The 25,352-nt window shown below is 68.8% G+C and carries 21 protein-coding genes, 1 tRNA gene and 2 pseudogenes; 12 read left to right on the top strand and 12 right to left on the bottom strand.

Translation table 11 applies throughout. The annotated features are described in order from the left end of the window. Positions 1–50 precede the first annotated feature (50 nt). From ABZY12_RS30520 to ABZY12_RS30510, 3 genes are read left to right on the top strand one after another with little or no spacing between them, the layout of a single operon-like run. Entirely contained in the window at positions 51–722 is a 672-nt protein-coding gene (locus ABZY12_RS30520; RefSeq protein WP_356895988.1) for a DUF4097 family beta strand repeat-containing protein, read from the top strand. Between the two features lie 31 nt (positions 723–753). Further along, positions 754–1,722 (top strand): ATP-binding cassette domain-containing protein, encoded by a 969-nt coding sequence (locus tag ABZY12_RS30515; RefSeq protein ID WP_356895986.1) that lies wholly within the window; start codon positions 754–756, stop codon positions 1,720–1,722. After that, positions 1,719–2,504 carry an ABC transporter permease gene (locus ABZY12_RS30510; RefSeq protein WP_356895984.1) on the top strand — a complete coding sequence of 262 codons (786 nt, stop codon included), beginning with the start codon at positions 1,719–1,721 and terminating at the stop codon, positions 2,502–2,504. Before ABZY12_RS30515 ends, ABZY12_RS30510 begins: the two co-directional genes overlap by 4 nt. Positions 2,505–2,702: 198 nt before the next feature. Here the strand turns inward: ABZY12_RS30510 and ABZY12_RS30505 are convergent, their stop codons facing one another. Then, positions 2,703–3,041, bottom strand: a complete 339-nt coding sequence (locus tag ABZY12_RS30505) for a MerR family transcriptional regulator (RefSeq protein WP_356895982.1) — start codon at positions 3,039–3,041, stop codon at positions 2,703–2,705. Between the two features lie 1,102 nt (positions 3,042–4,143). Next, complete coding sequence (locus ABZY12_RS30500) at positions 4,144–5,082, bottom strand: alpha/beta hydrolase (RefSeq protein WP_356895980.1); 939 nt, start codon at positions 5,080–5,082, stop codon at positions 4,144–4,146. Between the two features lie 125 nt (positions 5,083–5,207). Here ABZY12_RS30500 and ABZY12_RS30495 point away from each other — a divergent pair, with 125 nt between their 5' ends. Beyond that, positions 5,208–5,843: a TetR/AcrR family transcriptional regulator gene (locus ABZY12_RS30495; protein WP_356895978.1), complete on the top strand. Its 636-nt coding sequence runs from the start codon at positions 5,208–5,210 to the stop codon at positions 5,841–5,843. A gap of 435 nt (positions 5,844–6,278) precedes the next feature. On the opposite strand, the gene ABZY12_RS30490 is transcribed toward ABZY12_RS30495, so the two are convergent. The 5 genes and pseudogenes from ABZY12_RS30490 to ABZY12_RS30470 all read right to left on the bottom strand — a co-directional run. Continuing rightward, positions 6,279–8,903, bottom strand: a complete 2,625-nt coding sequence (locus ABZY12_RS30490; protein WP_356895976.1) for an RICIN domain-containing protein — start codon at positions 8,901–8,903, stop codon at positions 6,279–6,281. Positions 8,904–8,943: 40 nt separating this feature from the next. Further along, a complete protein-coding gene (locus tag ABZY12_RS30485; protein ID WP_356895974.1) occupies positions 8,944–11,310 on the bottom strand; it encodes a non-reducing end alpha-L-arabinofuranosidase family hydrolase in 2,367 nt (788 codons plus the stop codon). A gap of 382 nt (positions 11,311–11,692) precedes the next feature. Next, entirely contained in the window at positions 11,693–13,264 is a 1,572-nt protein-coding gene (locus tag ABZY12_RS30480) for a sigma-70 family RNA polymerase sigma factor (protein ID WP_356895973.1), read from the bottom strand. A 572-nt stretch (positions 13,265–13,836) separates the two neighbouring features. Then, positions 13,837–14,499 carry a M15 family metallopeptidase gene (locus ABZY12_RS30475; RefSeq protein WP_356895971.1) on the bottom strand — a complete coding sequence of 221 codons (663 nt, stop codon included), beginning with the start codon at positions 14,497–14,499 and terminating at the stop codon, positions 13,837–13,839. 11 nt (positions 14,500–14,510) lie between these two features. Continuing rightward, positions 14,511–14,660 (bottom strand): annotated as a pseudogene (locus tag ABZY12_RS30470) (GNAT family N-acetyltransferase); the annotation flags it as partial. 189 nt (positions 14,661–14,849) lie between these two features. On the opposite strand from ABZY12_RS30470, the gene ABZY12_RS30465 reads away from it, so the two are divergent. The 5 genes and pseudogenes from ABZY12_RS30465 to ABZY12_RS30445 all read left to right on the top strand — a co-directional run bounded on the left by ABZY12_RS30465 (position 14,850) and on the right by ABZY12_RS30445 (position 17,682). Then, positions 14,850–15,533, top strand: a complete 684-nt coding sequence (locus tag ABZY12_RS30465) for a maleylpyruvate isomerase family mycothiol-dependent enzyme (RefSeq protein ID WP_356895969.1) — start codon at positions 14,850–14,852, stop codon at positions 15,531–15,533. 92 nt (positions 15,534–15,625) lie between these two features. Further along, positions 15,626–15,748, top strand: a pseudogene (locus tag ABZY12_RS30460) (type II toxin-antitoxin system PemK/MazF family toxin); the annotation flags it as partial. A gap of 82 nt (positions 15,749–15,830) precedes the next feature. Further along, positions 15,831–16,220 carry a hypothetical protein gene (locus ABZY12_RS30455; RefSeq protein WP_356896019.1) on the top strand — a complete coding sequence of 130 codons (390 nt, stop codon included), beginning with the start codon at positions 15,831–15,833 and terminating at the stop codon, positions 16,218–16,220. After that, positions 16,124–17,062: a MerR family transcriptional regulator gene (locus tag ABZY12_RS30450; protein WP_356895967.1), complete on the top strand. Its 939-nt coding sequence runs from the start codon at positions 16,124–16,126 to the stop codon at positions 17,060–17,062. The genes ABZY12_RS30455 and ABZY12_RS30450 overlap by 97 nt, the downstream gene beginning before the upstream one ends. A 53-nt stretch (positions 17,063–17,115) precedes the next feature. Continuing rightward, positions 17,116–17,682 carry a GNAT family N-acetyltransferase gene (locus ABZY12_RS30445; RefSeq protein WP_356895965.1) on the top strand — a complete coding sequence of 189 codons (567 nt, stop codon included), beginning with the start codon at positions 17,116–17,118 and terminating at the stop codon, positions 17,680–17,682. 35 nt (positions 17,683–17,717) lie between these two features. On the opposite strand, the gene ABZY12_RS30440 is transcribed toward ABZY12_RS30445, so the two are convergent. Both ABZY12_RS30440 and ABZY12_RS30435 read right to left on the bottom strand, forming a co-directional pair. Beyond that, a complete protein-coding gene (locus ABZY12_RS30440; RefSeq protein ID WP_356895963.1) occupies positions 17,718–18,335 on the bottom strand; it encodes a hypothetical protein in 618 nt (205 codons plus the stop codon). Between the two features lie 40 nt (positions 18,336–18,375). Beyond that, a tRNA-Gly gene (locus ABZY12_RS30435) sits at positions 18,376–18,446 on the bottom strand. 393 nt (positions 18,447–18,839) lie between these two features. Here ABZY12_RS30435 and dcd point away from each other — a divergent pair. Together dcd and ABZY12_RS30425 are read left to right on the top strand one after the other, a co-directional pair. Continuing rightward, the gene (gene dcd, locus ABZY12_RS30430; RefSeq protein WP_073811299.1) at positions 18,840–19,415 is read left to right on the top strand and encodes a dCTP deaminase; all 576 of its coding nucleotides are present in this window, start codon (positions 18,840–18,842) and stop codon (positions 19,413–19,415) included. Between the two features lie 13 nt (positions 19,416–19,428). Continuing rightward, positions 19,429–19,926 carry a phosphoribosyltransferase gene (locus tag ABZY12_RS30425; RefSeq protein ID WP_356895961.1) on the top strand — a complete coding sequence of 166 codons (498 nt, stop codon included), beginning with the start codon at positions 19,429–19,431 and terminating at the stop codon, positions 19,924–19,926. Between the two features lie 80 nt (positions 19,927–20,006). On the opposite strand, the gene ABZY12_RS30420 is transcribed toward ABZY12_RS30425, so the two are convergent. The 3 genes from ABZY12_RS30420 to ABZY12_RS30410 form a co-directional block, all read right to left on the bottom strand. Then, positions 20,007–20,861: a Yip1 family protein gene (locus ABZY12_RS30420; RefSeq protein WP_356895959.1), complete on the bottom strand. Its 855-nt coding sequence runs from the start codon at positions 20,859–20,861 to the stop codon at positions 20,007–20,009. Between the two features lie 201 nt (positions 20,862–21,062). Then, the gene (locus tag ABZY12_RS30415; protein WP_356895957.1) at positions 21,063–23,321 is read right to left on the bottom strand and encodes a (Fe-S)-binding protein; all 2,259 of its coding nucleotides are present in this window, start codon (positions 23,319–23,321) and stop codon (positions 21,063–21,065) included. A 142-nt stretch (positions 23,322–23,463) separates the two neighbouring features. Further along, positions 23,464–24,000: a sugar transferase gene (locus ABZY12_RS30410; protein WP_356895955.1), complete on the bottom strand. Its 537-nt coding sequence runs from the start codon at positions 23,998–24,000 to the stop codon at positions 23,464–23,466. 216 nt (positions 24,001–24,216) lie between these two features. Between ABZY12_RS30410 and dnaK the strand changes: the two genes are divergently transcribed. After that, a partial coding sequence (dnaK, locus tag ABZY12_RS30405; protein ID WP_356895953.1) for a molecular chaperone DnaK occupies positions 24,217–25,352 on the top strand: 1,136 nt, incomplete at its 3' end.

The raw sequence follows: 25,352 nt of genomic DNA, 5'->3' as shown, positions 1-25,352 counted from the left end.
TTTTCTCGTGTCGGAAACACCGGCAGCCCATGGGAGACCAGGAGATCACCATGCCGAAGTTCGCCACCCCCGCCGCTATCGCCGCCGTCGTCGACCTTCCCGCCGGGCGGGTGCAGTTCATCGCCGCCGACCGCACCGACACCACGGTCGAGGTCCGGCCCGCCAACGCAGCCAAGAGCCGCGATGTGAAGGCGGCGGAGCAGATCGAGGTCGCGTACGGCGACGGTGTCCTGCGGATCGAGGCACCCGAGGCGAAGAACCAGTACTTCGGCCCCTCCGGAGCCGTCGAGATCACGGTCCAGCTGCCCGCCGGCTCCCACGTCGAGGCGAAGGTGGCCGCCGCCGACTTCCGGGGCGTCGGACGCCTCGGCGACGTCACCCTCCAGGCCGCCCAGGGCCCGGTCAAGATCGACGAGGCCGCGAGCGCCCGCCTCGCCCTCCAGGACGGCGACATCTCGGTCGGCCGCCTGAACGGCCCGGCCGACATCAGCACCCAGCGGGGTGACATCCACATCGACGAGGCCGAGCGCGGCACGGTCACCCTCAGCACCCAGAGGGGCGACATCACCATCGTCGCCGCCACCGGAACCTCCGCCACCCTCGACGCCGGCACCACCTCGGGCCGGATCCACAACGCCCTGAAGAACGCCGACGGCGCCGCCGCCGGCCTGAACATCCAGGCGACCACCGTCCAGGGCGACATCACCGCCCGCAGCCTGTAAGCCACCCACAGCCGGTAAAGGAGCACCCGTCATGACCGACCTGGCCATCGCGGCGAACGGTCTGCGCAAGTCGTACGGCGACAAGGTCGTCCTCGACGGCGTCGACCTGGCCGTCCCCGAGGGAACGATCTTCTCCCTGCTCGGCCCGAACGGCGCCGGCAAGACCACCGCCGTGAAGATCCTCTCCACCCTCATCTCCGCCGGCCCGGGCACGGGCGACGTCCGCGTCGGCGGCCACGACCTCGCCACCGACCCGCAGGCGGTGCGTGCCGCGATCGGCGTCACCGGGCAGTTCTCCGCCGTCGACGGGTTGATCACCGGCGAGGAGAACATGCTCCTCATGGCGGACCTGCACCACCTCTCCAAGCGAGAGGGACGGCTGGTCGCCGCCGAGCTCCTCGAACGCTTCGACCTCGTCGAGGCGGCGTCGAGGCCGGCCTCCACCTACTCCGGCGGCATGAAGCGCCGCCTCGACATCGCCATGACCCTGGTCGGCAACCCGCGGATCATCTTCCTCGACGAGCCGACCACCGGCCTCGACCCGCGCTCCCGCCACAACATGTGGCAGATCATCCGCGAACTCGTCTCCGACGGCGTCACCGTCTTCCTCACCACCCAGTACCTGGAGGAGGCCGACGAACTCGCCGACCGTATCGCCGTGCTCAACGACGGCAAGATCGCCGCCCAGGGCACCGCCGAGGAGCTGAAGCGGCTCGTCCCCGGCGGCCACGTCCGGCTCCGCTTCACCGCCCCCGCCGCGTACGAGTCCGCCGCCTCCGTGCTGCGCGCGGCCTCCCGGGACGATGAATCCCTCACGCTGCAGCTCCCGAGCGACGGCAGCCAGCGCGAGCTGCGCGCTCTGCTCGACCGGCTGGACTCCGTCGGCGTCGAGGCGGACGAGCTGACCGTGCACACCCCCGACCTCGACGACGTCTTCTTCGCCCTGACCGCCGGCACCGTCCCGAACCAGCCCAACCAGCCGAAGGAGGCTGTCCGATGAGCTCCCTCGCCCTCGCCGTACGCGATTCCTCAACGATGCTGCGCCGCAACCTCCTGCACGCCCGGCGCTACCCCTCCCTCACCCTGAACCTGCTACTCACGCCGATCATGCTCCTGCTGCTGTTCGTCTACATCTTCGGCGACACGATGAGCGCGGGCATCGGCGGCGGAGACCGCTCCGACTACATCGCCTACCTCGTCCCGGGCCTGCTGCTGATGACCATTGGCAGCACCACGATCGGAACCGCGGTCTCCGTCTCCAACGACATGACCGAGGGCATCATCGCCCGCTTCCGAACCATGGCGATCCACCGCGGCTCCGTCCTCGTCGGACACGTCATCGGCAGTGTGCTGCAGTCCGTCATCAGCGTGATCCTCGTCGGCGCCGTCGGCGTGGCCATCGGCTTCCGCTCCACCGACGCCACCCTCCTGGAGTGGCTGGCGGCCTTCGGACTGCTCACCCTGTTCGCCCTGGCGCTCACCTGGATCGCCGTCGGCATGGGCCTGATCAGCCCGAACGCCGAGGCCGCCAGCAACAACGCCATGCCCCTGATCTTCCTGCCGCTGATCTCCAGCGCCTTCGTCCCGGTCACCGCGATGCCGGGCTGGTTCCAGCCGATCGCCGAATACCAGCCCTTCACGCCCGCCATCGAAACCCTGCGCGGCCTGCTCCTCGGCACCGAGATCGGCCACAACGGATGGCTCGCCGTCGCCTGGTGCCTGGGCCTCGCGATCCTCGGCTATCTCTGGTCGACCTCGAAGTTCAACCACGACCCGAAATAACCGCGCACCCTTCCTCCCGCAGCTCTACCCGTCCGAGGGGGCGGCCTACTCCGACACGACGTCGGTGTGCGCCGCCCCTTCTGCGCGCGCGAGTGCCGAGACTGCCCCGACGGGGTCGATATCAGCGACTGCGTGGGACTGTGCGCCGCACGTCACGTCCTTCGGCGGAGAGCCTCGAGAGGGTGCGACAAGTCGCCCTCAGGCAACGGCCGTTGGGCTCGCCGATTCGGCGGCGCGACGGTATTCGGCGTTGATGCGCCGGGCTTCCTCGAGCTGGTCTTCGAGGATGATGATGCGGCATGCGGCCTCGATGGGCGTGCCCTGGTCGACGAGTTCCCGGGCGCGGGCGGCGATGCGCAGCTGGTAGCGGGAGTAGCGGCGGTGTCCGCCTGCGGAGCGCAGCGGGGTGATGAGGCGGGCGTCTCCGATGGCGCGGAGGAAGCCCTGGGTGGTGCCGAGCATTTCGGCGGCCCGGCCCATGGTGTAGGCGGGGTAGTCGTCGTCATCGAGACGGCCGTACGTGTCGTCTGCGGTCATCGCACCTCTCTGTGGAACGCGTGGAGGGGCCCGGGTGCCGTACCGGCACCCGGGCCCCGAAGGAACTGCTACACCATCTGCCGGCCCTGATACCGCGCCGGCCTTCTGTTTCCGCAGGCCCGACCGAAACGCGGTCGGGGGTGCGGGGATCGCGGATGCGTGACCGGAGACCACCTCACTATCGATGTCCTGCGGTACCCGGGCTCAAGACGTCCGCCCGGGCGATCCTGATGGCGCTCAACTCCTCCGTTCTTCCCTCTGGATCAATCACTTACCAAACGGGAACTTCGTACTGCTGTTACTGCGAACTGCTTGTACTGCTGGTGTTGCGTACTGCGGGTGGCCTCTCACAGCGCCACTTCGGCAGCCAGCCCCGTCGCCCGTCCTGCGTCTGCTCTGGCTTGGAACCCCACTGCCGAACCTCCCGGTGCGCGCGCCCGCAGCCGGCGCCTTCACCGAGGTACTGCCACTGCGTCAACTGCGGTACTGCTCACGGCGGCCCCTGATCACTACGGGCCACCCGGTCCGGTCACCAGTCCCGTCGCCGTCATGCAACAACCCTGGCTTCGAAACTCCGTCACCGCACCGTCCTGCGAACTGCAACTGCGGGTACTGCTGCCCGGCAGTTCATCTCTGCCGGGCCCTGCTGTCTCTCTGGGCTACGACAGAAACCATAGCCACGACCCCACCCAATGTCTACTCCGGCCGACATAGATTTCCGCGCGTTCGAGGATGAGGTAATCGGTCTCGAACAGTGACGGGCAGGGCGCGTGACCGCCCGCCCCCCCGGGTCCGTCGCCAGCGCACGCGAGAGCGCCCGGAGGGCGCGTTGCGGGCCGGATCGGTCTGGATGACGACGAAGCCCCAGGCCGCTGGCCTGAGGCTTCGTTCAAGAGCGGATGACGGGATTCGAACCCGCGCGCCGTGCTTGGGAATCACTGATCCTGCCCGCCGTCCTGGACCCTGATCAGGGCGAACGGATGCCGGGCTGAAGCCTGGGGCTCTTCCCATGACATCCGCCGTCGACCGCTGTTCACCGCCTCTACCGGCACGTTGTGGCACGGAGCGGGCGCCGCCGGCGCCGTTTCTCCCTGTCGCAGTCCTATGCGTCGGCCATGCCAGGGCCGGGGGAGTCGGCGTCCTCCATGAAGGACAGCATCCGGGCGTTGACCACGTCGGGGTGGTCGATCTGAGGGCCGTGCCCGGTCGCGGTGATGATCTCGGCGCGGGCTCCGGGTACGAGGCGCGGTACACGTTCCAGCTGCCGCTTGGGGTGCACGAGCAGGCTGTGTTTGCCCATGATGACGTAGAGCGGGGTCCGGATGGATCGCAGCGCCTCCTCGGCCAGTGGCAGGGGTGCGGGGCGGCGGATCCGGTACGCGCGGGCGCCGAGCTGGATCCATTTGCGCATCTCGGGGACGGCGATCACCGGCTGGTCCAGCCATGTGGCGAGCCGGGGACGCAGCGCCTTCGGGGCGAGGGTGGCGAACAGGCTCACGAAAACCCAGGCGAAGAAGCGCAGGCCGACCCTCTCCAGGCCGCCGGGGTCGAGGGCGGTGACCGAGGCGAGCCGTCCCGGCCGCCGGTGGGCCTGGTTGAGCACCAGCCAGCCGCCGTAGGAGGAGCCGACGAGGTGGACCCGGTCGAGGCCGAGCGCGTCGAGGGTCTCGTCCATCCACCGGGCGGCGCGCTCGGGCTGCCACATGGGCTCGCGGTGGACGCTGCGGTTCGCGTCGCCGGGGGTGTCGAGGGCGTAGACGGGGCGACGGAGGCTGAGCCCGGGGGTGTTGGGGTACCACATCGCCGAGCTGTAGCCCGCGCCGTGGATCAGGACGATCGGTGTCCGGGATTCGGCCGCGGGGTCGGCGGGCCCGTACCGGTAGACGCGGGTGGTGCCGAAGCTCGTCTCGACGTCCGTCTCGGAGCGGACGGGCGCCCCCATCGCGTGGACCACGTCCTCGGCGGCGAAGTAGCGGTCGCGCAGGGCGTCGTTGACGTAACGGCCGACATCGCGGCGTACGCGCGCGGTGTTCTCGGGCACGGCGGCACCTCCTGGGAAGATCCGTTCTTCGTGGTACGACCGTATCACCGATGTGGTACATCAGTATCATCAAGGGGGTCGGGTGGCGGAGCGCACCCACTGTCGACGGGCGGAGACACGAGAGCATGCCGAAGCGTGTGGATCACGAGGAGCGGCGCGCCCAGATCGCCGAGGCGCTCATCCAGGTCGCGGGGCGGCGCGGACTGCATGCCGTCGGCATGCGCGACGTGGCCGCGGAGGCCGGTGTGTCGCTCCGGCTCGTGCAGTACTACTTCGAGACCAAGGAGAAGCTGCTCTTCTACGGCCTCCGGCACCTGACCGACCGCTTCACCGCGAGGGTGGGTGCCCGCCTGGCCGCGGCCGATCCGGACCTGGGCCCGCGCGCCACGGTGGAGGCGCTGCTGTTGGCCTCGCTGCCGACCGACGGGGAGAGCCGTACGTTCCACCTGCTGTACAGCTCCTACGCGATCCTGTCCGTGACCGACGGGGCGCTGGCCGCTCAGCCCTTCACGGACAGCCCCGACGCTGCGGAGAACGTCCTGACCGGACTCCTCCAGCAGGCGCAGGAGGCCGGCCTGGCCGACCCGGACGCCGACGCGCGCACGGAGGCGATCAGCCTGCTCGCGATGGCGGCGGCCATGGGGACCAGCATCCTCGTGGGCCAGCGAAGCCCGGAGTCCGCGATCGCGGTGCTCCGTCACCACCTGGACCGGATCTTCACGACCGCCGCGACGTCCGGGAGGGGAGCGGGATCGACCTGAGGTGTCGATGTGTCGCGAAGCACTCGCGCGCGGCGCGCGCGACGAACACATCGGCCGCGTCCGGGATGTCGCGGTCAATCCCGCGTATCACCCTGTCCTTTGAGAAGAAGGAACTCCGGAACCGGATCGGGCGACAAACAAGCCCCAGGTCGCTGAACTGAGCTTTGTCGTGGAGCGGATGACGGGAATCGAACCCGCGCTCTGATCTTGGGAATCACCCGGTACTTGGACGTGCGCATTGCGCCTGACCTGCAGGAACGTGCGCGGATGGCCTCGTCCTGGATGCTTCGCAGGGCCCATTGCTGACCGCTGTTCACCGCCCCTACCGGCACGTTGTGGCACGGCGTCCCGTCGAGGGGGCGGGGAGGCGTCTTCCCTCAGCCATGGCGGGGCCGCAGGCAGTTGTGCCTGCGGCCCCGCTCGGGTGTGCTGGGGTCAGGACGGGTCGCCGTACTGGAGACCGCGTCCGTTGGTGCCGACGTAGACACGCCCGTAGGTGTCGGGGTCGCCGGTGATGACGCCGCTGCCGCCGATGTTGCCCCACTGGTGAGCGTCGTCGTTGACGCGGAGCCAGGTGGTGCCCTTGTCGGTGGAGCGGAAGACGCCGGTGACGTCCTTGACGGTACCGATCAGGTACAGGGCCTGGTAGGAGGCGCCCGGCGCGGCCTTGCCGAAGCCGAGGGCGGAGGCGGACTGCACCGTCGTGAGCGTGGTGAAGGTGCGGCCGCCGTCGGTGGAGTGCAGCAGCCCCTTGTCAGCGCCGGCGATCCACAGGTCCCCGGCGATGCCGGGGGCGGCCGTGAGCCGGCCGGTGGGCAGGTTGCCGGCGCGGGCGGTGAAGGTCGCGCCGCCGTCGGTGCTGGCGTGGAGCGTGCCGCCGGACAGGGAGTAGAAGGTCCTGGCCGAGGAGCGGTCGGCGACGACTGCGGCGTCGGTGCCCAGGCCGTTGACCCTCGACCAGCTCGCCCCGTTGTCGGTCGAGCGGTACGGGGCCTGACCGGCCTCGGTCCAGACGATGGTGGAGCCGTCCGCCGATAGCGCGATACGGCCGTCCCGGGCACCGGCCACAGGCTCTGCCTTGAAGCCGGTCCAGTTGTTGCCGCCGTCGGTGGAGTAGGCGCCGTCCTGCTCGCCGCCACGGCCGACGCGGACCATCATCGAGGGCTTGGACTGGGCGAAGTCGATGTCGGTGCTGTTGGTCATCAACGGGTTCTTCAGCCGCCCGGAGGGCACCTTGGTCAGGGAGTCGTGCCGGAAGCCGCCCTGGTCGCCCATGGAGGTGATGACGGTGGCGCCGCCGGGAGGGGCGATCGCGTCCAGCAGCGCGGTCTCCTCCAGCCCTCGGGCCCCCATGCTCCAGTGGCTGGTGCCGCCGCTGTCGGAGGCATTGGCGTCCTTGCTGCGCAGGATGCCGTTGCCGGTGCCGTACAGCACGTGCCCGGAGTCGAAGGGATCGATGGCCAGGGCGGTCATCCAGTGCCCGGTGTGAGTGCCGACGTAAGGAGCGCCGGAGGCGTCCCGCACCGACTTGTCGGCCAGTGCCTTCCAGTTCGAACCGCCGTCGGTGGTCCGGTAGATCTCGTCCTCGGGCCACCAGCGGCCGAGGGTGGTGACCATGACCGTGGACGGCTTGCGCGGGTCGACCGCCAGACCGGAGAAGCCGTAACTTCCCTGGGACGGGGAGATGTTCTTCCACGCCCCGCTGCCCGGCGTGTACTTCCACACCGAACCCGCCGTCACGCCGTTGGGTCCGAGATTGTTGGTGTACGTCAGGTACAGCGATCCGTCACCGGAGAGCACGCCGTGCTGCGGCATCTGGCCGGCGGGCTGCCCGGAGACGGCCTGCCAGGTGCTGCCGCCGTCGGTGGAGCGGTACAGGGAGGTGGATCTGTCGGCGACGCCGACGTAGATCGTCTTGCTGCCGGCCGGGCCGTACGTCACGAAGGAGATGCCGCCGCCGCTGCTCGCCCCGTCCTTGACGGGGAACGAGGAGACCTGGCTCCATGTGACGCCGTGGTCGGTGCTGCGCCACAGGCCGTTCTTGCGGCTGCCGAGGAGCAGGTTGGCGTTGTTCGCGGGGTCGACCACCAGCCGCTCGCCCGCCCCGCGGCCGTCCTCGTTGCCGCCCAGCTTGAAGGGCAGGTTGGTGCGCTTGAAGGTGCGGCCCTTGTCGGTGGAGCGCAGGATCGCGCCGTTGCCCGCCCAATCGTTGGTGTAGGTGCCCGCCCCGAGGTAGAGCCGCTTGGGGTCGAGGGGGTCGGTGGCCACCGAGTCGATGCCCAGCAGGTTCCAGTCCTTCTCGCCGACCCAGTCGGTCAGCGGGATCCACTGCTCGGCCGCGGTGTCCCAGCGGTAGGCGCCGCCCATGTCTGTGCGCGCGTACAGCAGGCCCTTCTCACGCGGGTTGAACACCAGCCCGGTGACGTAACCGCCGCCCACCACCTGGGCGTTGCTCCACATATACGGTCCGGTCCCGGCCGCCGGGGACTCGGCCGTCTTCACCAGCCTCCACTGCTGGTTGGTGCTGCCCTTGCCGGGGTACTGGATGACCATCGCGCCATTGGCCGTGGAGCCTCCGGAGACGTCCAGGACCTGGCCGCTCCTGCGGGAGGTGAAGGTGACGACGTCGGAACCGCTCACCTCGTCGATCCGCCACTCCTGGGAGGCGGAGGCGCTGTCGGTCTGCTGCTCGGCGGCGGCCGCCTGGGCGGACGAACCGCCCGCTATGCCCAGCACTTTGCCGCTGTTGCGGTTCACCAGCTCGTAGTAGCCGTCCCCGGTGGGTCGCAGCTTCCACTGCTGGTTGGCGGTGTTCTGGTCGGTCCACTGCTGGATGCGGGTGCCGTCGGCGGTGGAGAAGGCGTTGACGTCCAGCGCCTTGCCGCTGCGTACGGAGATCAGCCGGTAGTAGGCATTGCCGTCGACCGTCGCGGCCTGTGAATCATCCTGCACGAACAGGAGATACGGCACGACGAGAGCGGGCGCTCCGAGCAGCAGTCCGGTCGCGGTCCAGCGGCGGCGGTGACGCCCGCGGCGCCCACCGTTCGTGGGGTTCTTCATGGGGGGTGTTTCTCCTTGCGTATGACCGTGGATCGGGCAGTCAGCGCTGCAGGGTGAGGACACCCGGCCGGTACGGCAGTCGGTCGTAGGGACCGCCCGCGGTGGGGGACTTGCCCTGGTAGAGGAACTGCAGGTTGCAGGGGTCGATGGTCATGGTCTGGTCGGGATTGTTACGGACCAGGTCCCCGTGGCTGATGTCGTTGGTCCAGGTGGCACCGCTGTTCGCCTTGCCCGCGAAGGGGCTGCTCTCGCTGCCGGCCTGCGGGGTCCACGAACCGCTCAGGCTGGAGGCCGTGAACGAGCGGAAGTAGCGCCCGTTCGCACCCTTCGCCTCGACGATCATGAGGTACTGCTGCCGGCCCTGGACCTTGTAGACCTGGGGGGCCTCGAACAGGTTGGCCTCCGTATCGCTCATGACCGTCGTGTACGACGAGCCGAAGCTGCCCGGGAAGTTCCCGATCGGCATGCTCGCCCGGTAGATCTTGCCGTTGTCACCGGCGAAGAACAGGTACATGTTCTGGTCGTCGGCGATCAGGGTCTGGTCGATCGGGCCGGTGGGGGAGCCGGTGATGCCGCCGGTGAACAGCGGCTGCGGCGCGGACCAGCCGTTGGGGTCGGTGGGGTCGCTCGACGTGCGGTAGATGAAGGGCCACTGACCCCACTGGTATGCGAGGACCCAGATCTTCTTGGGCGCGAAGTAGAACAGCGTGGGCGCGACCGCGGGCTGGTTCATCGCCTTCTGTCCGGCGGACGCCATGTCCGACCAGTTGGTGAAGGGGCCGAACGCCATCGAGCCGTACTTCGATCCGTTGAAGTTCGACCCGTAGACCAGGTGCTTGCCGTTGTGCACCACGTTGGTGAAGTCCTTCAGCGACGCCCACCCGTTCGCAGGCTGCGCCAGGGCACCCGTCGAATTCCACTTGTACGTCGACGGAAGCGCGCACGTGCCGCCGCCCGATCCGGACGGGGCGGTCCACTTCTGGTTGCCGACGCCCCCACAGGCGTGCAGCTGGATCTTGGTGCCGTTGGCGGTGGCCGCGCCGACGGCGTCGAGGCACAGCCCGGACTGGACGCCGGTGATCGTGCCGTTGGTGTTGATGTTCCACTGCTGGTTGGGGCCGCCGTTGCAGTCCCAGATGACCACCGCGGTGCCGTTGGTGGTGCCCTTGCTCTTGGCGTCCAGGCACTTGTCGCCGTGGATCCTCAGCTGCTTGCCGGCGGTGTGGGTCCAGCGCTGGTTGGTCTGTCCGCTGCAGGTCCACAGCTGCGCCTGGGTGCCGTTGGCGGTGGTGGAGGCGGGGATGTCGATACAGCGGCCGGAGGCCACGCCCTTGATCTCCCCCGTACCAGCACCGGCACCGTCGGACGGCTTGCTCGGGGTGGTACCCGAGCCTGAGCTGAGGGCGTTCATGACGGCGGTGTACGCGGCCTTGGGCTTGCCGTTGTTGTCGAACAGCAGCGGACTTTCGCCGCTGCGCCAGGAGTCGCTGTCACGGACGCCCCACACCGTGATGCCGGTGCAACGGGCCACGGACAGACAGGCCTTGACCGCGTCGGCGTAGTGGGTGGGCGATGCCTGGGCGATGTCCAGCTCGGTGATCTGGACATCGACGCCCAGGGCGGCGAAGTTGGCCAGGGTGGTCTTGAAGCTCGCCGGCGGGCCGCCCGCTCCGAAGTGGCTCTGGAGCCCGACGCAGTCGATGGGAACGCCGCGGGACTTGAAGTCCTTGACCATTCTGTAGACGCCCTGGGTCTTGGCGTCCGACCAGTTCTCGATGTTGTAGTCGTTGTAACAGAGCTTGGCCGAGGAGTCGGCCGCACGGGCGGTGCGGAACGCCTCCTCGATGAAGCCGTTGCCCAGGACCTTCTGGAACACCGAGCTGCGGAGCTGGCCGCCGGGGCCGTCGGCGAATGCCTCGTTGACCACGTCCCACGCGTAGATCTTGCCCTTGAAGTGGGTCATCGTGGTGGTGATGTGGCCGTTCATCACGCTGCGCAGCGTGTTCGCGTCGCCGATCGAGCCGACCCAGGCCGGGAGCTGCGAGTGCCAGACCGTGGTGTGGCCGCGTACGCGCTGGCCGTTCGCCTTCGCACGGTCGACGATCCGGTCGGCGGGGCCGAAGTTGAACGTGCCGCGGGACGGCTGGACGGCGTCCCACTTCATCTCGTTCTCCGGGGTGATCATGTTGAACTCCCGGTCGGCGATCGCGGTGTACGCCGAGTCGCCGAGCCTGCCGGCGGCCACAGCGGTGCCGAAGTACCTGCCCGAGGGGGCCGCCTGCGTACCCAGGTTCGCGGCTCCGGCGGAGCTGGGGAGGAGCGTCACGACACCGGCCACCACCGCCGCGGCCGACAGTCCTACCGTCACTGTCCGGCGTCGCCGGCTGAGCCGGTGCTGGCCCTTCATGATTCTCCTCGGGGGTCGCGGGTCACCCTGGGTGCCGTGATCGTGGGGGCGTGTCGCGTCATGGGAGGGGCTTTCTTCCGGGGATACGTCAAAGGGGGATAGCGGGGAACCCGCCACGCCTGCCCGTCTTGGTGAGCGGCGGGAAGAGCACCCCATGCAATGGAGGCTTCCGCACTCGCGGTCTCGTAACGGAAAAGTCGCGCCGTCCGGACGATTGCTCAGTGATGCATCTCGCGGGCAGAAAGCGTTATGCCAAGCCCCGCGGTCTGGTCGGCGCTGTGGAAAGGGCGCGCCGCCCTGATCACCAGTGAAGGTTTTCGGAATGGCGGCAGCCGTCGATGAATACGGACCGAAGCCGGATCACATGCTCAAGGAGCGGTTCTCAGGCCCAGGACCTGCGCAGGATGAAGGAAGCCTGGCCGGCGAAGGTCCGAGTGCCGTCGGAGCCATCGAGCCAGATGCCACCGTCACGATGGCGGATGACCGATCCCGGGTAGTTGTGCGCGTGCAGGGTCACCGACCCGGCGACCGCCCCAGGGCGCGGACAGAAGGTCGCGTCTTCACGAAACAGTGCGCTGCCGTCGTTGGCGCTCAGCCGCAGCCGAAGGTAGTGATGGCGAAGATACCGGCCGTCTGCGGCGCGGAAGGTGACGCACCGTGTGTCGGCCAGCCCCTCGATGACCGTGAAGGTGACCCGTTGCCGAGCCTGCGCGCTGCTGGACGCGGAGACTCGGCCGAGCGCCGCGAAGTCGCCGGCATAGGTGACGAACAGGCCGGGTTGGTCCACGGACTCCAGCGACCGTGCGCCCAGCGGAACGGTGCCTGCGGAGGCGGACGGACTCACCGGGGACGGTTTGTCCGATGTGGTGGTGCGCGACGGGATCGGCGTGGGAGTGCCGACCGTGGGGTTGCCGACCGTGGGCGCGGCGATGACGCCGGGCTCCCGATGCGCCGGTTCGGGCCAGGTCGCGTAGGTGGCGGTCCCGGCGATGAGCACCGCGCCGGTGGCGAGGCTCACCAGCGGATGAGCGGTCACCGCGTGGAGTTTGCCGATCAGCGCGCTGTGCAGACCGCCTCCCCCCGTCGCCGTGCCGACGGCGACGGCGACGGGTGCCGTGGCCAGCCCGGCGGCGCTCGCGGCCGTACCCGACAGCAGGCCCTTGGCGGCCAGCGCGGCGATGAGTCCGGCCGGGACGGCCAGCGTCGCGAGGCTGCGGAACAGTAGTTCCGCCGGAACCCGTTCTGTCGTCGTCGCCGTGCAGAGCGGGCAGCCGCGGGTATGCCGCGCGATCCGCTTGCGCCACACCGATGTACGGAGGCCGTCCCAGCCGACGACGGTCTCGTCCAACTGCGGACAGCGCGGATCGGCCTCCAGCGCGGAGACAATCGTCCTGCTCAGTTCCAACTGCTCGCGCATGCGTTGCAGGCGTACTCCGACGTGGGCGACAGTGAGCCCCATCGCGGCGGCGATGTCGTCACGGCTCAGCGAGCCGGCGCATTCCTGCCACCACAGTGACAGCAGCGCCCGATGGTCCGGGTCGAGCCACCGGCCGGCTTCGACAACCTGACGGCGCTCGTCCGACACATGCAGACGCGTGATCGTCAGGTCTTCGGGTTCGGCGCCGATGTCCGGTATCTGGCGGGCCTCGTCGATGACCGTGGTCCGGCCGGCGAAGGTGCTTTGCCGATGCCAGTGGGTATTGATCTGGCGCAGCGTGATCGACACCAGCCAGGACCGGAAGCTCTCCGGGGCACGCAGGGCAGGCAGGTCGCGCACCACGCGCAGCAGGGTCTCCTGGACGACGTCGTCGACGTCGGCATGTCCGCTCAGCGATCGTCCGACGATGTTGTAGAGCAAGGGCAGGTACGCGGCGATCAGCTCCTCGCGCGCCCGGTCGTCACCGGCCTGCGCCGCGACGACCAGCCCCGCGTGGTCCGCGTCCATGAGCCCCATCCCCACCTCCCTCAGGGGAGCGATCTTCCCTCAGGGAAGCGATCCGCCGAGTACGGCGCCTCACCTTAGCGTCGGCAAGGAATGCGGCCAAAGCCCGTGCCCTGGGCCAACGGACCGGCCCGTGCCGACTGAGGCCCGGTACCGCGCGTGAGGACGGGAGTGAGGTGGTCGTTCACCGCTCGGCGGTCCACGGTGTCGCCGAGCGCATTCTGGTCGAGGGCGCGTGGGTGTGCTTCGACCTCACCCCGTCAACGAGGTTGGCGCCGAGGACGGCGAAGCTGGCGCTCTAGACAACGACGAAGCCCCAGGTCGCTGACCTGGGGCTTTGCTCGCGAGCGGATGACGGGAATCGAACCCGCGCTATAAGCTTGGGAATCACCGTCGCTTGGATCGCCTGTATGGGCGTCTGACCTGGTGATATGGCGTGTGGACGGGGCGACTTCCAGGGCCCCTGAGAGCCGTCGTTGACCGCTCTTCACCGCCGTGATGGGCACAGATGGGGCACGTCGACGGACCAGGGCGGACGCTCCGCCATGGGTGCGTTGCCGGGGCCACAAGGGATGGGCGGTCTGTCAGCTGCGTGAGTCGAGTTCCTTCGGGCCGTAGAGGGCCGTGGTCTCTCCTGTGAGCAAGGCCCAGTAGCGGTCCCCGAAGGACCAGTGCCACCACTCCGTGGGGTAGTTCACCAGCCCTGCGGCCGTGAGTACGGTGCCGAGCAGCTTCCGGTTGGCGCGGGCCTCCTCGCCGATGTTCGGGGCGTGGGTGTAGCAGGCGCCGGCGCTCTCCTCCGGGTCCGCGTTCATGCGCGTGCCCAGGTCCAGTTCGTGCCCGTCGGCATCGGCGAGGGTGAGGTCGACGGCCGCGCCGGCGCTGTGCGGCGCGATGCCGGGAGGTGACACGTACCTGCTCGCCGCCGAGTGGATCTGATCGGCAGACCATGCGGGGTGGATGGCCCGTAGCTCACCGGCGTACTCCTCGAAGTACTCCCGCTGGAGGGAAGGGGGCCGGTAGCCCTCGACGAACAGCAGCCGGATGCCCACCGGCAGCATCGTCTGGGCTGTAACCAACCGCTCCAACACGCCTTCCCGTAGGTGGGCGAAGGCGTCCGCCGGGTCCTGCTTGCGGGTGTCGACGAGCAGGCGGCCGTCGTGGCGGACGTCCACGAGGCGCTCGCCGGACTCGACCACAGGTACAGCGGCGACCTTCGGATCCGACATCAGCACGATGTCGCTCATGGTGCCGCCCTTCATCCGGCCGGCGTGGCCGGGGGTCGCACGCCGAACCACTGCTCGGCGCCGTACTCCTCGAACCGCTCGACCTCGGTGAAGCCCAGCTTCGCCGCGAGGCGCATCGCGCGGTCGTTGTCGCTCTGGGTGGAGAGCACCACGGGTTCGCCGAACCTATCGCACGCTCTGCGAGGACGATCGGCGGAGAAGCCCGGCGCCTGCCTGGCGATCTTTTCCGGCGGTCTGCAACCGGGACCGCTTCGGCGCGCGTGGCGATGATGTGAGAAGCGAACGCGGAGCGGAACCGGTGGGACGGCGAAGTGAGCGCGGGACAGTGAACGGACGGAAGGCGACACAGCGTGGGTCACGACCAGGTTCTCGAAGCGTTTCAGCTGGAATGCGGGGCCCTCGGCGACGCCATGGCCGGACTGTCCGAGGCCGAGTGGAACCTCCCGACGCGCTGCACTCCCTGGTCCGTACGCGACCTGCTCGGGCACGTGTGCGTGGTGATCGACTGGCTTCCGGCGATGCTGGACGCGCCGGCACCCGGCGAGGCGGAGATCTCCGCGGTGGAGTACTACCGCCCTGACGACCGCTTCTCACCGCAGACCAACGGCAAACGGATCGCCTTGGCCCAGGACCATGCGGCGGGGTCGGCCGAGGGCGCCGCCTTCGCCGAGGACTTTGCCGCGACGTGGCGGCGAGTCGACCGGCTGTGCCGGGCCCAGCCGGATGGTCGGACCGTCCGGACACGCCATGGCGACGCCATGCTCCTGTCGGAGTTCGTCCTCACCCGCGTCGTGGAAGTCGCCGTCCACGGCCTCGACCTGGCCGACGCACTGGGACGCGAAGCCTGGCTCACCCCCGCGGCCGGTGACGCCGTGACGGAGCTGCTCCTGGGCAGGGAGCACGCCGCGGCGGCCGACGAGCTGGAGTGGAGCCGTCCCCGCTTCCTGCGCAAGGCCACCGGCCGGGAGCCGCTGAACGAAGCGGAGGCCGCGCAGGTCGAACAGCTCGGCATCCGCTGGCTCGCCCTGGGCTGACGCGCATGCCCGTGTCCCCGCGTACCGGGAATCACCCAGGACGCGGGCGCAGGGTGTGCGCGTCCACCGCCGTCTTGAACCCAGGAGGGCCCGTGCGAGGTGGCGAAGCCTGGTGGGTCGAGTTCGACGAGCGGCGGCCGGCCGTCCTGCTGCCGGGAGTCAGCGCGTCCGGGATCCGGGCGATGCAGGTCGTCGCCCCGGCGGGCGTCGACATAGTCGCAGGAGCAGACCCCAGAGACGACCGTGAAGCTCAGCGAGGTAAGAGAATCTCTCCGTCTCGGTGGGCTCGGGTAGGCGATCTGCGCATGGAGCGGCGAAGAGTCCCGACGACCCGCGCCAGAGCTCACTGTCGGAGAACTCTCCCTCCGGGACCCTGATTTCCGGTCACGGTGGGCAGACCACCTCGTGGCCCGCCGGACCTTCGGCTCCAAGACCACCCACCACCCCGTCGCCGGCGACCTGCCCCTCGACGGGGAGAACCTCACCAGCTCAGCGGACGAGGAAGAGCCAAGACCTGTGTACGAGGGGGCTGGCCGTCGACAGGTGAGGGGACTTGAGTCTCCCGTAAGGGGAGACGCCAAGGTAGGGGCATGGACGGCGACACGCTTTACTCGATCGGCGAGCTGGCCCGGCGGACCGGTCTCACGATCAAGACCATTCGGTTCTACTCCGATCGCGGAATCGTGACGCCGACGGACCGCAGCCCGGCCGGTTACCGCCTGTACAACATCGGCGCCGTCGCGCGCTTGGACCTCGTGCGGACCCTGCGGACGCTGGGGCTGGACCTTCCCACGATCCGCAAGGTCGTCGATCGGGAGCTCTCGCTCCCTGAGGTCGCGGCGGCGCATGCCGAGGCACTGGCGGTGCAGATGCGCATCCTGCGTCTGCGGCACGCGGTGCTGACCATGGTGGCCGAGCGTGGGCTCACTCACGAGGAGACCGATCTCATGCACCAGCTTGCCCAGCTTTCCGAGGACGAACGCCGAGATCTCATCGGTGATTTCCTCGGCGCCGTCTTCGACGGTCTCGGCGCCGACCCCGCGTTCGCGGGGGTCATGCGCTCGATGACCCCCGAACTGCCCGATGATCCCGAGGCGGAGCAGGCCCGGGCATGGGTGGAGTGGGCCGAACTGGCCCTGGACCCGGATTTCCGTGCCGGTGTGCGACGAATGGCCGAGGGTCTGGCGGCCGAACGGGCACAGGGCGACACCACGGGCCCGCGCCCCGACTTCGCCGCAGCTGTCCGTGATCTGGTCGCCCCGGCCTTGGCGGCGGGCATCGATCCGGCCTCGCATCAGGCCGATCCGATCGTCGCGGCGCTTGCGGCTGACTACGCGCACCTCTGCGGCCGCCCTGACGACGCCGAGCTCCGCCGTCGGCTACTGCTTCGGTTGGAGAGCGTGAACGACCCGCGCAGAGACCGGCACCTCCAGCTACTCGCAGTGATCAACAGCTGGCCTGCTCCGGAGAGCCTGGCGCCCATACTCGACTGGTCCGTCAAGGCCCTGCGCGTTCGGACGCAGCGGTAGTGGGCCAGGGACGGTGGGCGCCGGGGCCAGACGCCGCCGCGTACGATCCGCCGGTGAATGACACCGTCGTACTGCGTGTGGACGCGGCGCCTTCCGCGTCCGCCCTCGTTCTTCGCCCCTGGCGCATGCAGGACGTTCCTGCGCTGGTCGAGGCGTACCGGGATCCTGCCTTGCGCCACTGGACAAGCTCTTCCGTGGAGAACGACGCCGACGCGGTGCGGTGGGTGCGGGCCCAGCAGCGAGGATGGGCGGTGGGCGACCGATTCGGCTTTGCGGTCCTTGAAGCGCAACCCGATTCAACCCATGGCCAGTTGGTCGGCAATGTGGTCCTCAAGGAAGTCGCCTCCGGCAAACCCTCGGCGGGGGTGGGCTATTGGACTGCGGCGCATGCTCGCGGGCGGGGTGTGGCGCCTCGCGCTCTGGAGGCCCTCACTGGCTGGGCCTTCGACACCCTCGGGGTGGGAGGACTGAAGCGTCTGGAACTCCTGCACCAGGTGGACAACTCCGCCTCGTGCCGGGTTGCGCAGAAGAGCCGGTACGAGTTCGAGGGCGTCCTGCCCGCGGCGCTGCCCTCCTTCCCTCTCGACGGTCATCTGCACATACGGTGCAGGGATGCCTGAGATCCACTCGCATTCTGCAGATCAGCCGAGGTGGCTCATGCCGCGCGGGTCTCAGGGCGTTCGACCGGCTGACCGCGCTCGAAGCGCGCTCCGGTCCGGACAAGTGGGACGAGGTGGGCGCCGTTGACGGACCGCCAGCGGGCCTGGGCCGACTCGACGAGCTCGAACACCATGGCGAGCCGGGCGGCGCGGGAGCAGGCGCCCTTGGTGACCTTGGTGCGGAGCCGAACGGTGGCGAAGGTCGACTCGATGGGGTTGGTGGTCCGCAGGTGGATCCAGTGCTCGGCCGGGTGGTCGTAGAACTCCAGTGGCACGTCCTGGTCATCGGTGATCTTCGGAGACTTGCGGCACCAGGGCACCAGGATCGCCGAGGAGAACCGCCGGCGTTCCCCAGTGACCGTGTCGACCCGCTTGTCGTTCACCCGCGGAGCCCGCACCTCGACCGATCCTGCGGCGGTGGTGACCTTCCCGGGCTGGTGGTAGCCGTTGCGTACCACCAGCCGACGGCCACTCTCGTCCCGCTCGTCGGCCGACTCGGCTACGCAGGCGTCGACCTCGGCTTCCGGCGCGGCGGCCGGCATCCGGCGCGCGCCCTCCCGGACGATCTCGTCCAGCGGCGGTGCCCCGCCAGAGGCCCCGAGAGGTCTGGACAACGACCAAGCCCCAGGTCGCTGACCTGGGGCTTCGTTCAAGAGCGGATGACGGGAATCGAACCCGCGCTATAAGCTTGGGAAGCTCATGTTCTACCATTAAACTACATCCGCGCAGCGGCCCGGTGATCGGTACCGCAGACTGGGACACTGTACCCCATCGTGCAGTTGAGGCGTACCCTCCGTGGGCGGAGTGCCGCCTGGAGTGGTGCCCCGTTGATCCCCTAATGTTGCTGTCTCGTCCACCACTTGTCGGGGAAGGGACTTGATGGGTTCGATGGAGCGCACCGTCGTCCGTTGTGCCGAGGGGCACGTGTTCAGTACCGCTTCGTTCCCGTTGCAGCAGCTCGGTGCCGGGCGGATCGGGCCCGGACGGCTCGTCCGGTGTCCACGGTGTGCGCGGCTGCGGCATGCGGTGCCCGTGGAGCTTGAGCAGCGCTGATGCCTGCCGGGGCGCGGCGTCCTGCCGATTGGGGCAGGTCCGCGCCCTCTGCGTATCGTGGGGGCGTGCTTCTCTCAGACAAGGACATCCGGGCCGAGATCGATGCCGGGCGGGTACGCATCGACCCGTACGACGAATCCATGGTGCAGCCCTCGAGCATCGACGTGCGGCTTGACCGCTTCTTCCGGGTGTTCGAGAACCACCGCTATCCCCACATCGACCCCGCCGTCGAGCAGCTCGACCTGACACGCGAGGTCGAGCCCGAGGGTGACGAGGCGTTCATCCTCCACCCCGGCGAGTTCGTGCTCGCCTCGACCTACGAGGTCATCACGCTGCCCGACGACATCGCGTCGCGCCTCGAGGGCAAGAGCTCCCTCGGGCGGCTCGGGCTCGTCACGCACTCGACCGCCGGGTTCATCGACCCCGGTTTCTCGGGGCACGTGACCCTGGAGCTGTCGAACCTCGCCACCCTGCCGATCAAGCTGTGGCCGGGGATGAAGATCGGGCAGCTGTGCATGTTCCGGCTGAGCTCGCCCGCCGAGTTCCCGTACGGCAGCGAGCGGTACGGCTCGCGTTACCAGGGGCAGCGGGGGCCGACGGCCTCCCGTTCGTTCCTGAACTTCCATCGGACCCAGGTGTGAGGCGGCGGTCGTCATGAGTGAAGTACGCGAGAACCTGACGTACGAGGGATTCGGGCGGGCCATCCGCGACCTCGCGCAGACCATCGCCGACGACGGCTACGAGCCCGACATCGTGCTCTCCATCGCCCGCGGCGGCGTATTCGTCGCCGGCGGCCTGGCGTACGCGCTGGACTGCAAGAACATCCACCTCGTGAACGTGGAGTTCTACACCGGCGTGGGTACGACGCTGGAGATGCCGGTCATGCTGGCGCCGGTCCCCAACGCGATCGACTTCTCCGACAAGAAGGTCCTGATCGCCGACGACGTCGCCGACACCGGCAAGACCCTCAAGCTCGTCCACGACTTCTGCGTCGACCACGTCGCCGAGGTCCGTTCCGCGGTCATCTACGAGAAGTCGCACTCCCTCGTGAAGTGCGAGTACGTGTGGAAGAAGACCGACGAGTGGATCAACTTCCCCTGGTCCGTCGAGCCGCCCGTCGTCAAGCGCGAGGGTCAGGTCCTCGACGCCTGAGCACCCGAGACGCCCGTTCCGGTACGGAGCGACGAGAAGGCCCCCACCGGGATTCCGGTGGGGGCCTTCCTCGTACGTGTTTAGAGGGTGCCCAGTTTGATGAGCGACAGCAGTGCCACCAGCTGGATCGCCGACGCGCCCAGCGCCTTCGGCCAGGGCAGGTCGTGAGAGCGGCTCACCATCACCGTGAGCAGGGCGCCCGCCGCCAGCCAGGTCAGCCAGCCCAGGACCTGCACCAGGCCGTTCTCGCCGCCCAGGAACATCGCGAAGACCAGCCGGGGCGCGTCCGTGATCGACATGATCAGCATCGACAGGCCCACGGTCGGCTGCCAGGAACCGTCTCCGCCGAGCTGGCGGGCCAGGGTGTGGGTGACCGCGCCCAGGATCGCTCCACCGAGGACGAAGCCGACGCCCGTCATCAGGACGTACGGGATCGCCGTCGACAGGGTCGCGTTGATCGCCTCGTCGCGGGCCTTGTCGAAGCCGAAGATCGCGAGCAGGCCGTAGAGGAACGTCACGACCAGCGCCGGGCCCCAGACGGCGTAGTCCCGCATCTGGAGGAACGTCTGCGCGGGGCGCAGCACGATGCCGCTCAGCAGGGCCTTCCACGGCAGCCGCGGGCCCGTGGGGGCGGCGGGGGCGGCGCCGGCCTGATAGGTGGCGGCGCTGCCGTAGGGGTCGTCATGGATGCTGAACGCCTGCGTGTGACCCGGGTTGTTCGCCGTGCCGGCGTGCTGCTGCGGGTAGGGGTCCCCGAAGTACTCCGGCTCCCCGTACCCCTGCGGCGCTCCCTGTGGGGCCCCCTGTGGAGCCTGCGGGGGCCACTGCTGCTGCGGGTACGGCGGCGGAGCCGCGTTGTACCCGTACGGCGCCTGCTGCGGTTGTTGTTGCGGGGGGCGGTTGTCCCGGCCGCGTCCGTTCCTGAATCCAGCCACGTATCGAACGTACCCGGTCCCGCTGCGAGGGCGCGCCTTTGCCACTGAGCTGTGACATCCCCTAGGGGGCCTCGGGGCCCCGTTCACGACTACCAGGCCGAGATCTGGGCGGGCGGCACCGGACAGCGCTGAACGAGGCCGTACGAGACGACGAAGGGCCGTCCCCGCGGGGACGGCCCTTCGTCGTCTCGTACGTACGCCTTACTGCGCCGGCTCCGGCTCGTGCTCCGGCTCCGCCGGCAGCTCCTCCGCCGGCTTCTTCACCGACTCCAGGAGCAGCTGCGCCACGTCCACCACCTGGACGGACTCCTTGGCCTTGCCCTCGTTCTTCTTGCCGTTGACCGAGTCGGTCAGCATGACCAGGCAGAACGGGCAGGCGGTGGAGACGATGTCCGGGTTGAGGGACAGGGCCTCGTCGACGCGCTCGTTGTTGATGCGCTTGCCGATCCGCTCCTCCATCCACATCCGCGCGCCACCGGCGCCACAGCAGAAGCCCCGCTCCTTGTGGCGGTGCATCTCCTGCTGGCGCAGGCCCGGGACCTTGTCCATGATCTCGCGCGGCGGCGTGTAGACCTTGTTGTGACGGCCCAGGTAGCAGGGGTCGTGGTAGGTGATCAGACCCTCGACCGGCGTCACCGGGATCAGCTTGCCCTCGTCGATGAGGTGCTGGAGCAGCTGCGTGTGGTGGATGACCTCGAACTCGCCGCCCAGCTGGGGGTACTCGTTCGCGATCGTGTTGAAGCAGTGCGGGCAGGTGGCGACGATCTTCTTCGCCGACTTCGGCTTCTTGGTCGACTCGTCCTCGTCGTCCTCGCCGAACGCCATGTTCAGCATCGCCACGTTCTCGGCGCCCAGCTGCTGGAAGAGCGGCTCGTTGCCCAGGCGGCGGGGCGAGTCACCGGTGCACTTCTCCTCGCCGCCCATGATCGCGAACTTGACGCCCGCCATGTGCAGCAGTTCGGCGAAGGCCTTGGTGGTCTTCTTGGCCCGGTCCTCCAGGGCGCCCGCGCAGCCGACCCAGTAGAGGTAGTCGACCTCGGTGAGGTCCTCGACGTCCTTGCCGACGATCGGGACCTCGAAGTCGACCTCCTTGGTCCACTCGACGCGCTGCTTCTTGGCCAGCCCCCAGGGGTTGCCCTTCTTCTCCAGGTTCTTGAGCATCGTGCCGGCCTCCGACGGGAAGGCGGACTCGATCATCACCTGGTAGCGACGCATGTCGACGATGTGGTCGACGTGCTCGATGTCGACCGGGCACTGCTCGACACAGGCGCCGCAGGTGGTGCAGGACCACAGGACGTCCGGGTCGATGACGCCGTTCTCCTCGGCGGTCCCGATCAGCGGCCGCTCGGCCTCCGCGAGGGCCGAGGCGGGGACGTCGGCGAGCTGCTCGGCCGACGCCTTCTCGTCGCCCTCCATGGTCTTGCCGCCGCCGGCCAGCAGGTACGGCGCCTTGGCGTGCGCGTGGTCACGCAGCGACATGATCAGGAGCTTGGGGGAGAGCGGCTTGCCGGTGTTCCAGGCGGGGCACTGCGACTGGCAGCGGCCGCACTCCGTACACGTGGAGAAGTCGAGGATGCCCTTCCAGGAGAACTGCTCGACCTGGGAGACACCGAAGACCGCGTCCTCGGCCGGGTCCTCCCAGTCGATCTCCTTGCCGCCGGTCGTCATCGGCTGCAGCGCGCCCAGCGCGGTGGAGCCGTCGGCGTTCCGCTTGAACCAGATGTTCGGGAAGCCGAGGAAGCGGTGCCAGGCCACACCCATGTTGGTGTTGAGCGAGACCGTGATCATCCAGGTGAAGGACGTGACGATCTTGAGCGCCGCGAAGAAGTAGGTGAGGTGCTGCAGCGTGCCGAGGCTCAGCCCGTCGAGCGCGGCGATCAGCGGGTACGAGGCGAAGAAGCCCGGCTCCCAGCTGGTCACGTGGTGCTGGGCGCCCTCCAGGGCGCGCAGCGTCATGATGCAGACGCCGACGATCAGGATGACGGCCTCGACGAAGTACGCCTGGCCCGTCTTGGAGCCCGCGAAGCGGGACTTGCGGCCCGCCTTGCCCGGCCGGCTCAGCTGCCGGATCACGATGAGGGTCAGGATGCCGAGGACCGTCATCAGGCCCAGGAACTCGGTGAAGATCTCGTACGGCAGCCAGTCGCCGATGATCGGGATCAGCCAGTCGGCCTGGAAGAGCTGGCCGAAGGCGTTGACGATCGTGAGCAGCAGCGAGAAGAACCCGACGGCCACGAACCAGTGCGCGACGCCGACGACGCCCCAGCGGTTCATGCGGGTGTGGCCGAGGAACTCCTTGACCAGGGTGATGGTGCGCTGGGTGGGGTCGCCGGTGCGGGTGCCCGCAGGGACGGGCTGGCCGAGCTTCACGAAGCGGTAGATCTGCGCGATGGCGCGGCCGAACAGCGCGACGGCCACCACCGTGATGACCAGCGACACGATGATCGCGGCGAGTTGCATGAGGGGCTCCTCGGGCGGGCCTGCGAGGCGGAGTGCCACACTGCCGAGTGTGGCACTACTAAGCGGTAACTTATTCAGTCCGTGCCGAGATTACCGCTTCACGGCGCCGCGCTGTAGCGGCGCCTGCGGTGATCTGTGTCGCTCAGGCAAGCCTTGCCGGCCGGGTCTTCCCCGCCGCCGCGCGACGTCTGCGGACTGCTGGAAGCGTACGCGCCAGGATCGCCAGATCCATCCCGAGCCAGTGATGGTCCACATAGTGGAGATCGAGCAGTTCGCGCTCCTCCCACGGCAGCTCCGAACGACCGCTGATCTGCCACAGTCCGGTGATCCCCGGGCGTACGGCCAGTCGGCGGCGGGCCTCGCCCACGCACTCCCGGTGGCCAGGCACGAGGGGGCACGGACCCACCAGGGACATCTCCCCCCGTACGACATGGAGCAGCAGCGGCAGCGCGGCGAGCGGGCCGGGTGTGCGGAAGGTCAGTATCGGGAACGGCCTTCCGTCCCGGCCCGCCATGATCCGGCGGCGCAGCAGCCCGTCCCGCCCGTCCGGCCCGTGCAGCCCGTCCCGTCGGCCCCGCCGGTCCAGGGTGATCAGGAGCGCGACGGCCGGGAAGAGGGGGGAGAGGGTGAGCAGCAGGGCCAGTCCGCCCAGAAGGTCGAGTCCGCGCTTGGCCGTCATGCCCCCACCACACCCTTTCGTGGGATATTCGTGAGGTATCGGACTCTCTCATGGAGGGGTGTCCGATGAGGGGGATCGACGCGCCCAGAGGGCTTGTTTGAGTGAATCTCAGGTCGAAGAGTTGAGTCGACTCCACTCAGGTCTGTTGACGTGGTGAAGTCCGTCGTGCATCCTTGAGTCAGTTCCACTCAAGTCAGGTCAGCTGGAGGAATCGAAATGGCACGTGCGGTCGGCATCGACCTGGGCACGACTAACTCCGTCGTCAGCGTTCTTGAAGGCGGCGAGCCCACCGTCATCACCAACGCCGAAGGTGCCAGGACCACGCCGTCCGTCGTCGCCTTCGCGAAGAACGGCGAAGTGCTCGTCGGCGAGGTGGCCAAGCGTCAGGCGGTCACCAACGTCGACAGGACCATCCGGTCGGTCAAGCGCCACATGGGCACCGACTGGAAGATCGACATCGACGGCAAGAGCTTCAACCCGCAGCAGATGAGCGCCTTCATCCTGCAGAAGCTGAAGCGCGACGCCGAGGCGTACCTGGGCGAGAAGGTCGTCGACGCGGTCATCACCGTCCCGGCGTACTTCAACGACTCCGAGCGCCAGGCCACCAAGGAGGCCGGTGAGATCGCGGGCCTCAACGTCCTGCGCATCGTCAACGAGCCGACCGCGGCCGCCCTGGCCTACGGCCTGGACAAGGACGACCAGACGATCCTCGTCTTCGACCTCGGTGGCGGCACCTTCGACGTGTCGCTCCTGGAGATCGGTGACGGCGTCGTCGAGGTGAAGGCCACCAACGGTGACAACCACCTCGGTGGTGACGACTGGGACCAGCGGGTCGTCGACTACCTGGTGAAGCAGTTCCAGAACGGCCACGGCGTCGACCTGGCCAAGGACAAGATGGCTCTCCAGCGTCTCCGCGAGGCCGCGGAGAAGGCGAAGATCGAGCTGTCGTCCTCCACCGAGACGTCGATCAACCTGCCGTACATCACGGCCTCCGCCGAGGGTCCGCTGCACCTGGAGGAGAAGCTCACCCGGGCTCAGTTCCAGCAGCTCACCGCCGACCTGCTCGAGCGCTGCAAGACCCCGTTCCACAACGTCATCAAGGACGCGGGCATCCAGCTCTCCGAGATCGACCACGTCGTTCTCGTCGGTGGCTCCACCCGTATGCCGGCCGTCGCCGAGCTCGTCAAGGAGCTGACCGGTGGCCAGGAGGCCAACAAGGGTGTGAACCCGGACGAGGTCGTCGCCATCGGCGCCGCTCTGCAGGCCGGTGTGCTGAAGGGTGAGGTCAAGGACGTCCTGCTCCTCGACGTGACCCCGCTGTCCCTCGGTATCGAGACCAAGGGCGGCATCAT

This window comes from Streptomyces sp. NPDC006551 (assembly GCF_040611675.1).
GTDB lineage: Bacteria > Actinomycetota > Actinomycetes > Streptomycetales > Streptomycetaceae > Streptomyces.
Note: the sequence above shows the minus strand (reverse complement) of the source record. Positions and strands in the feature narration are given on the sequence as shown.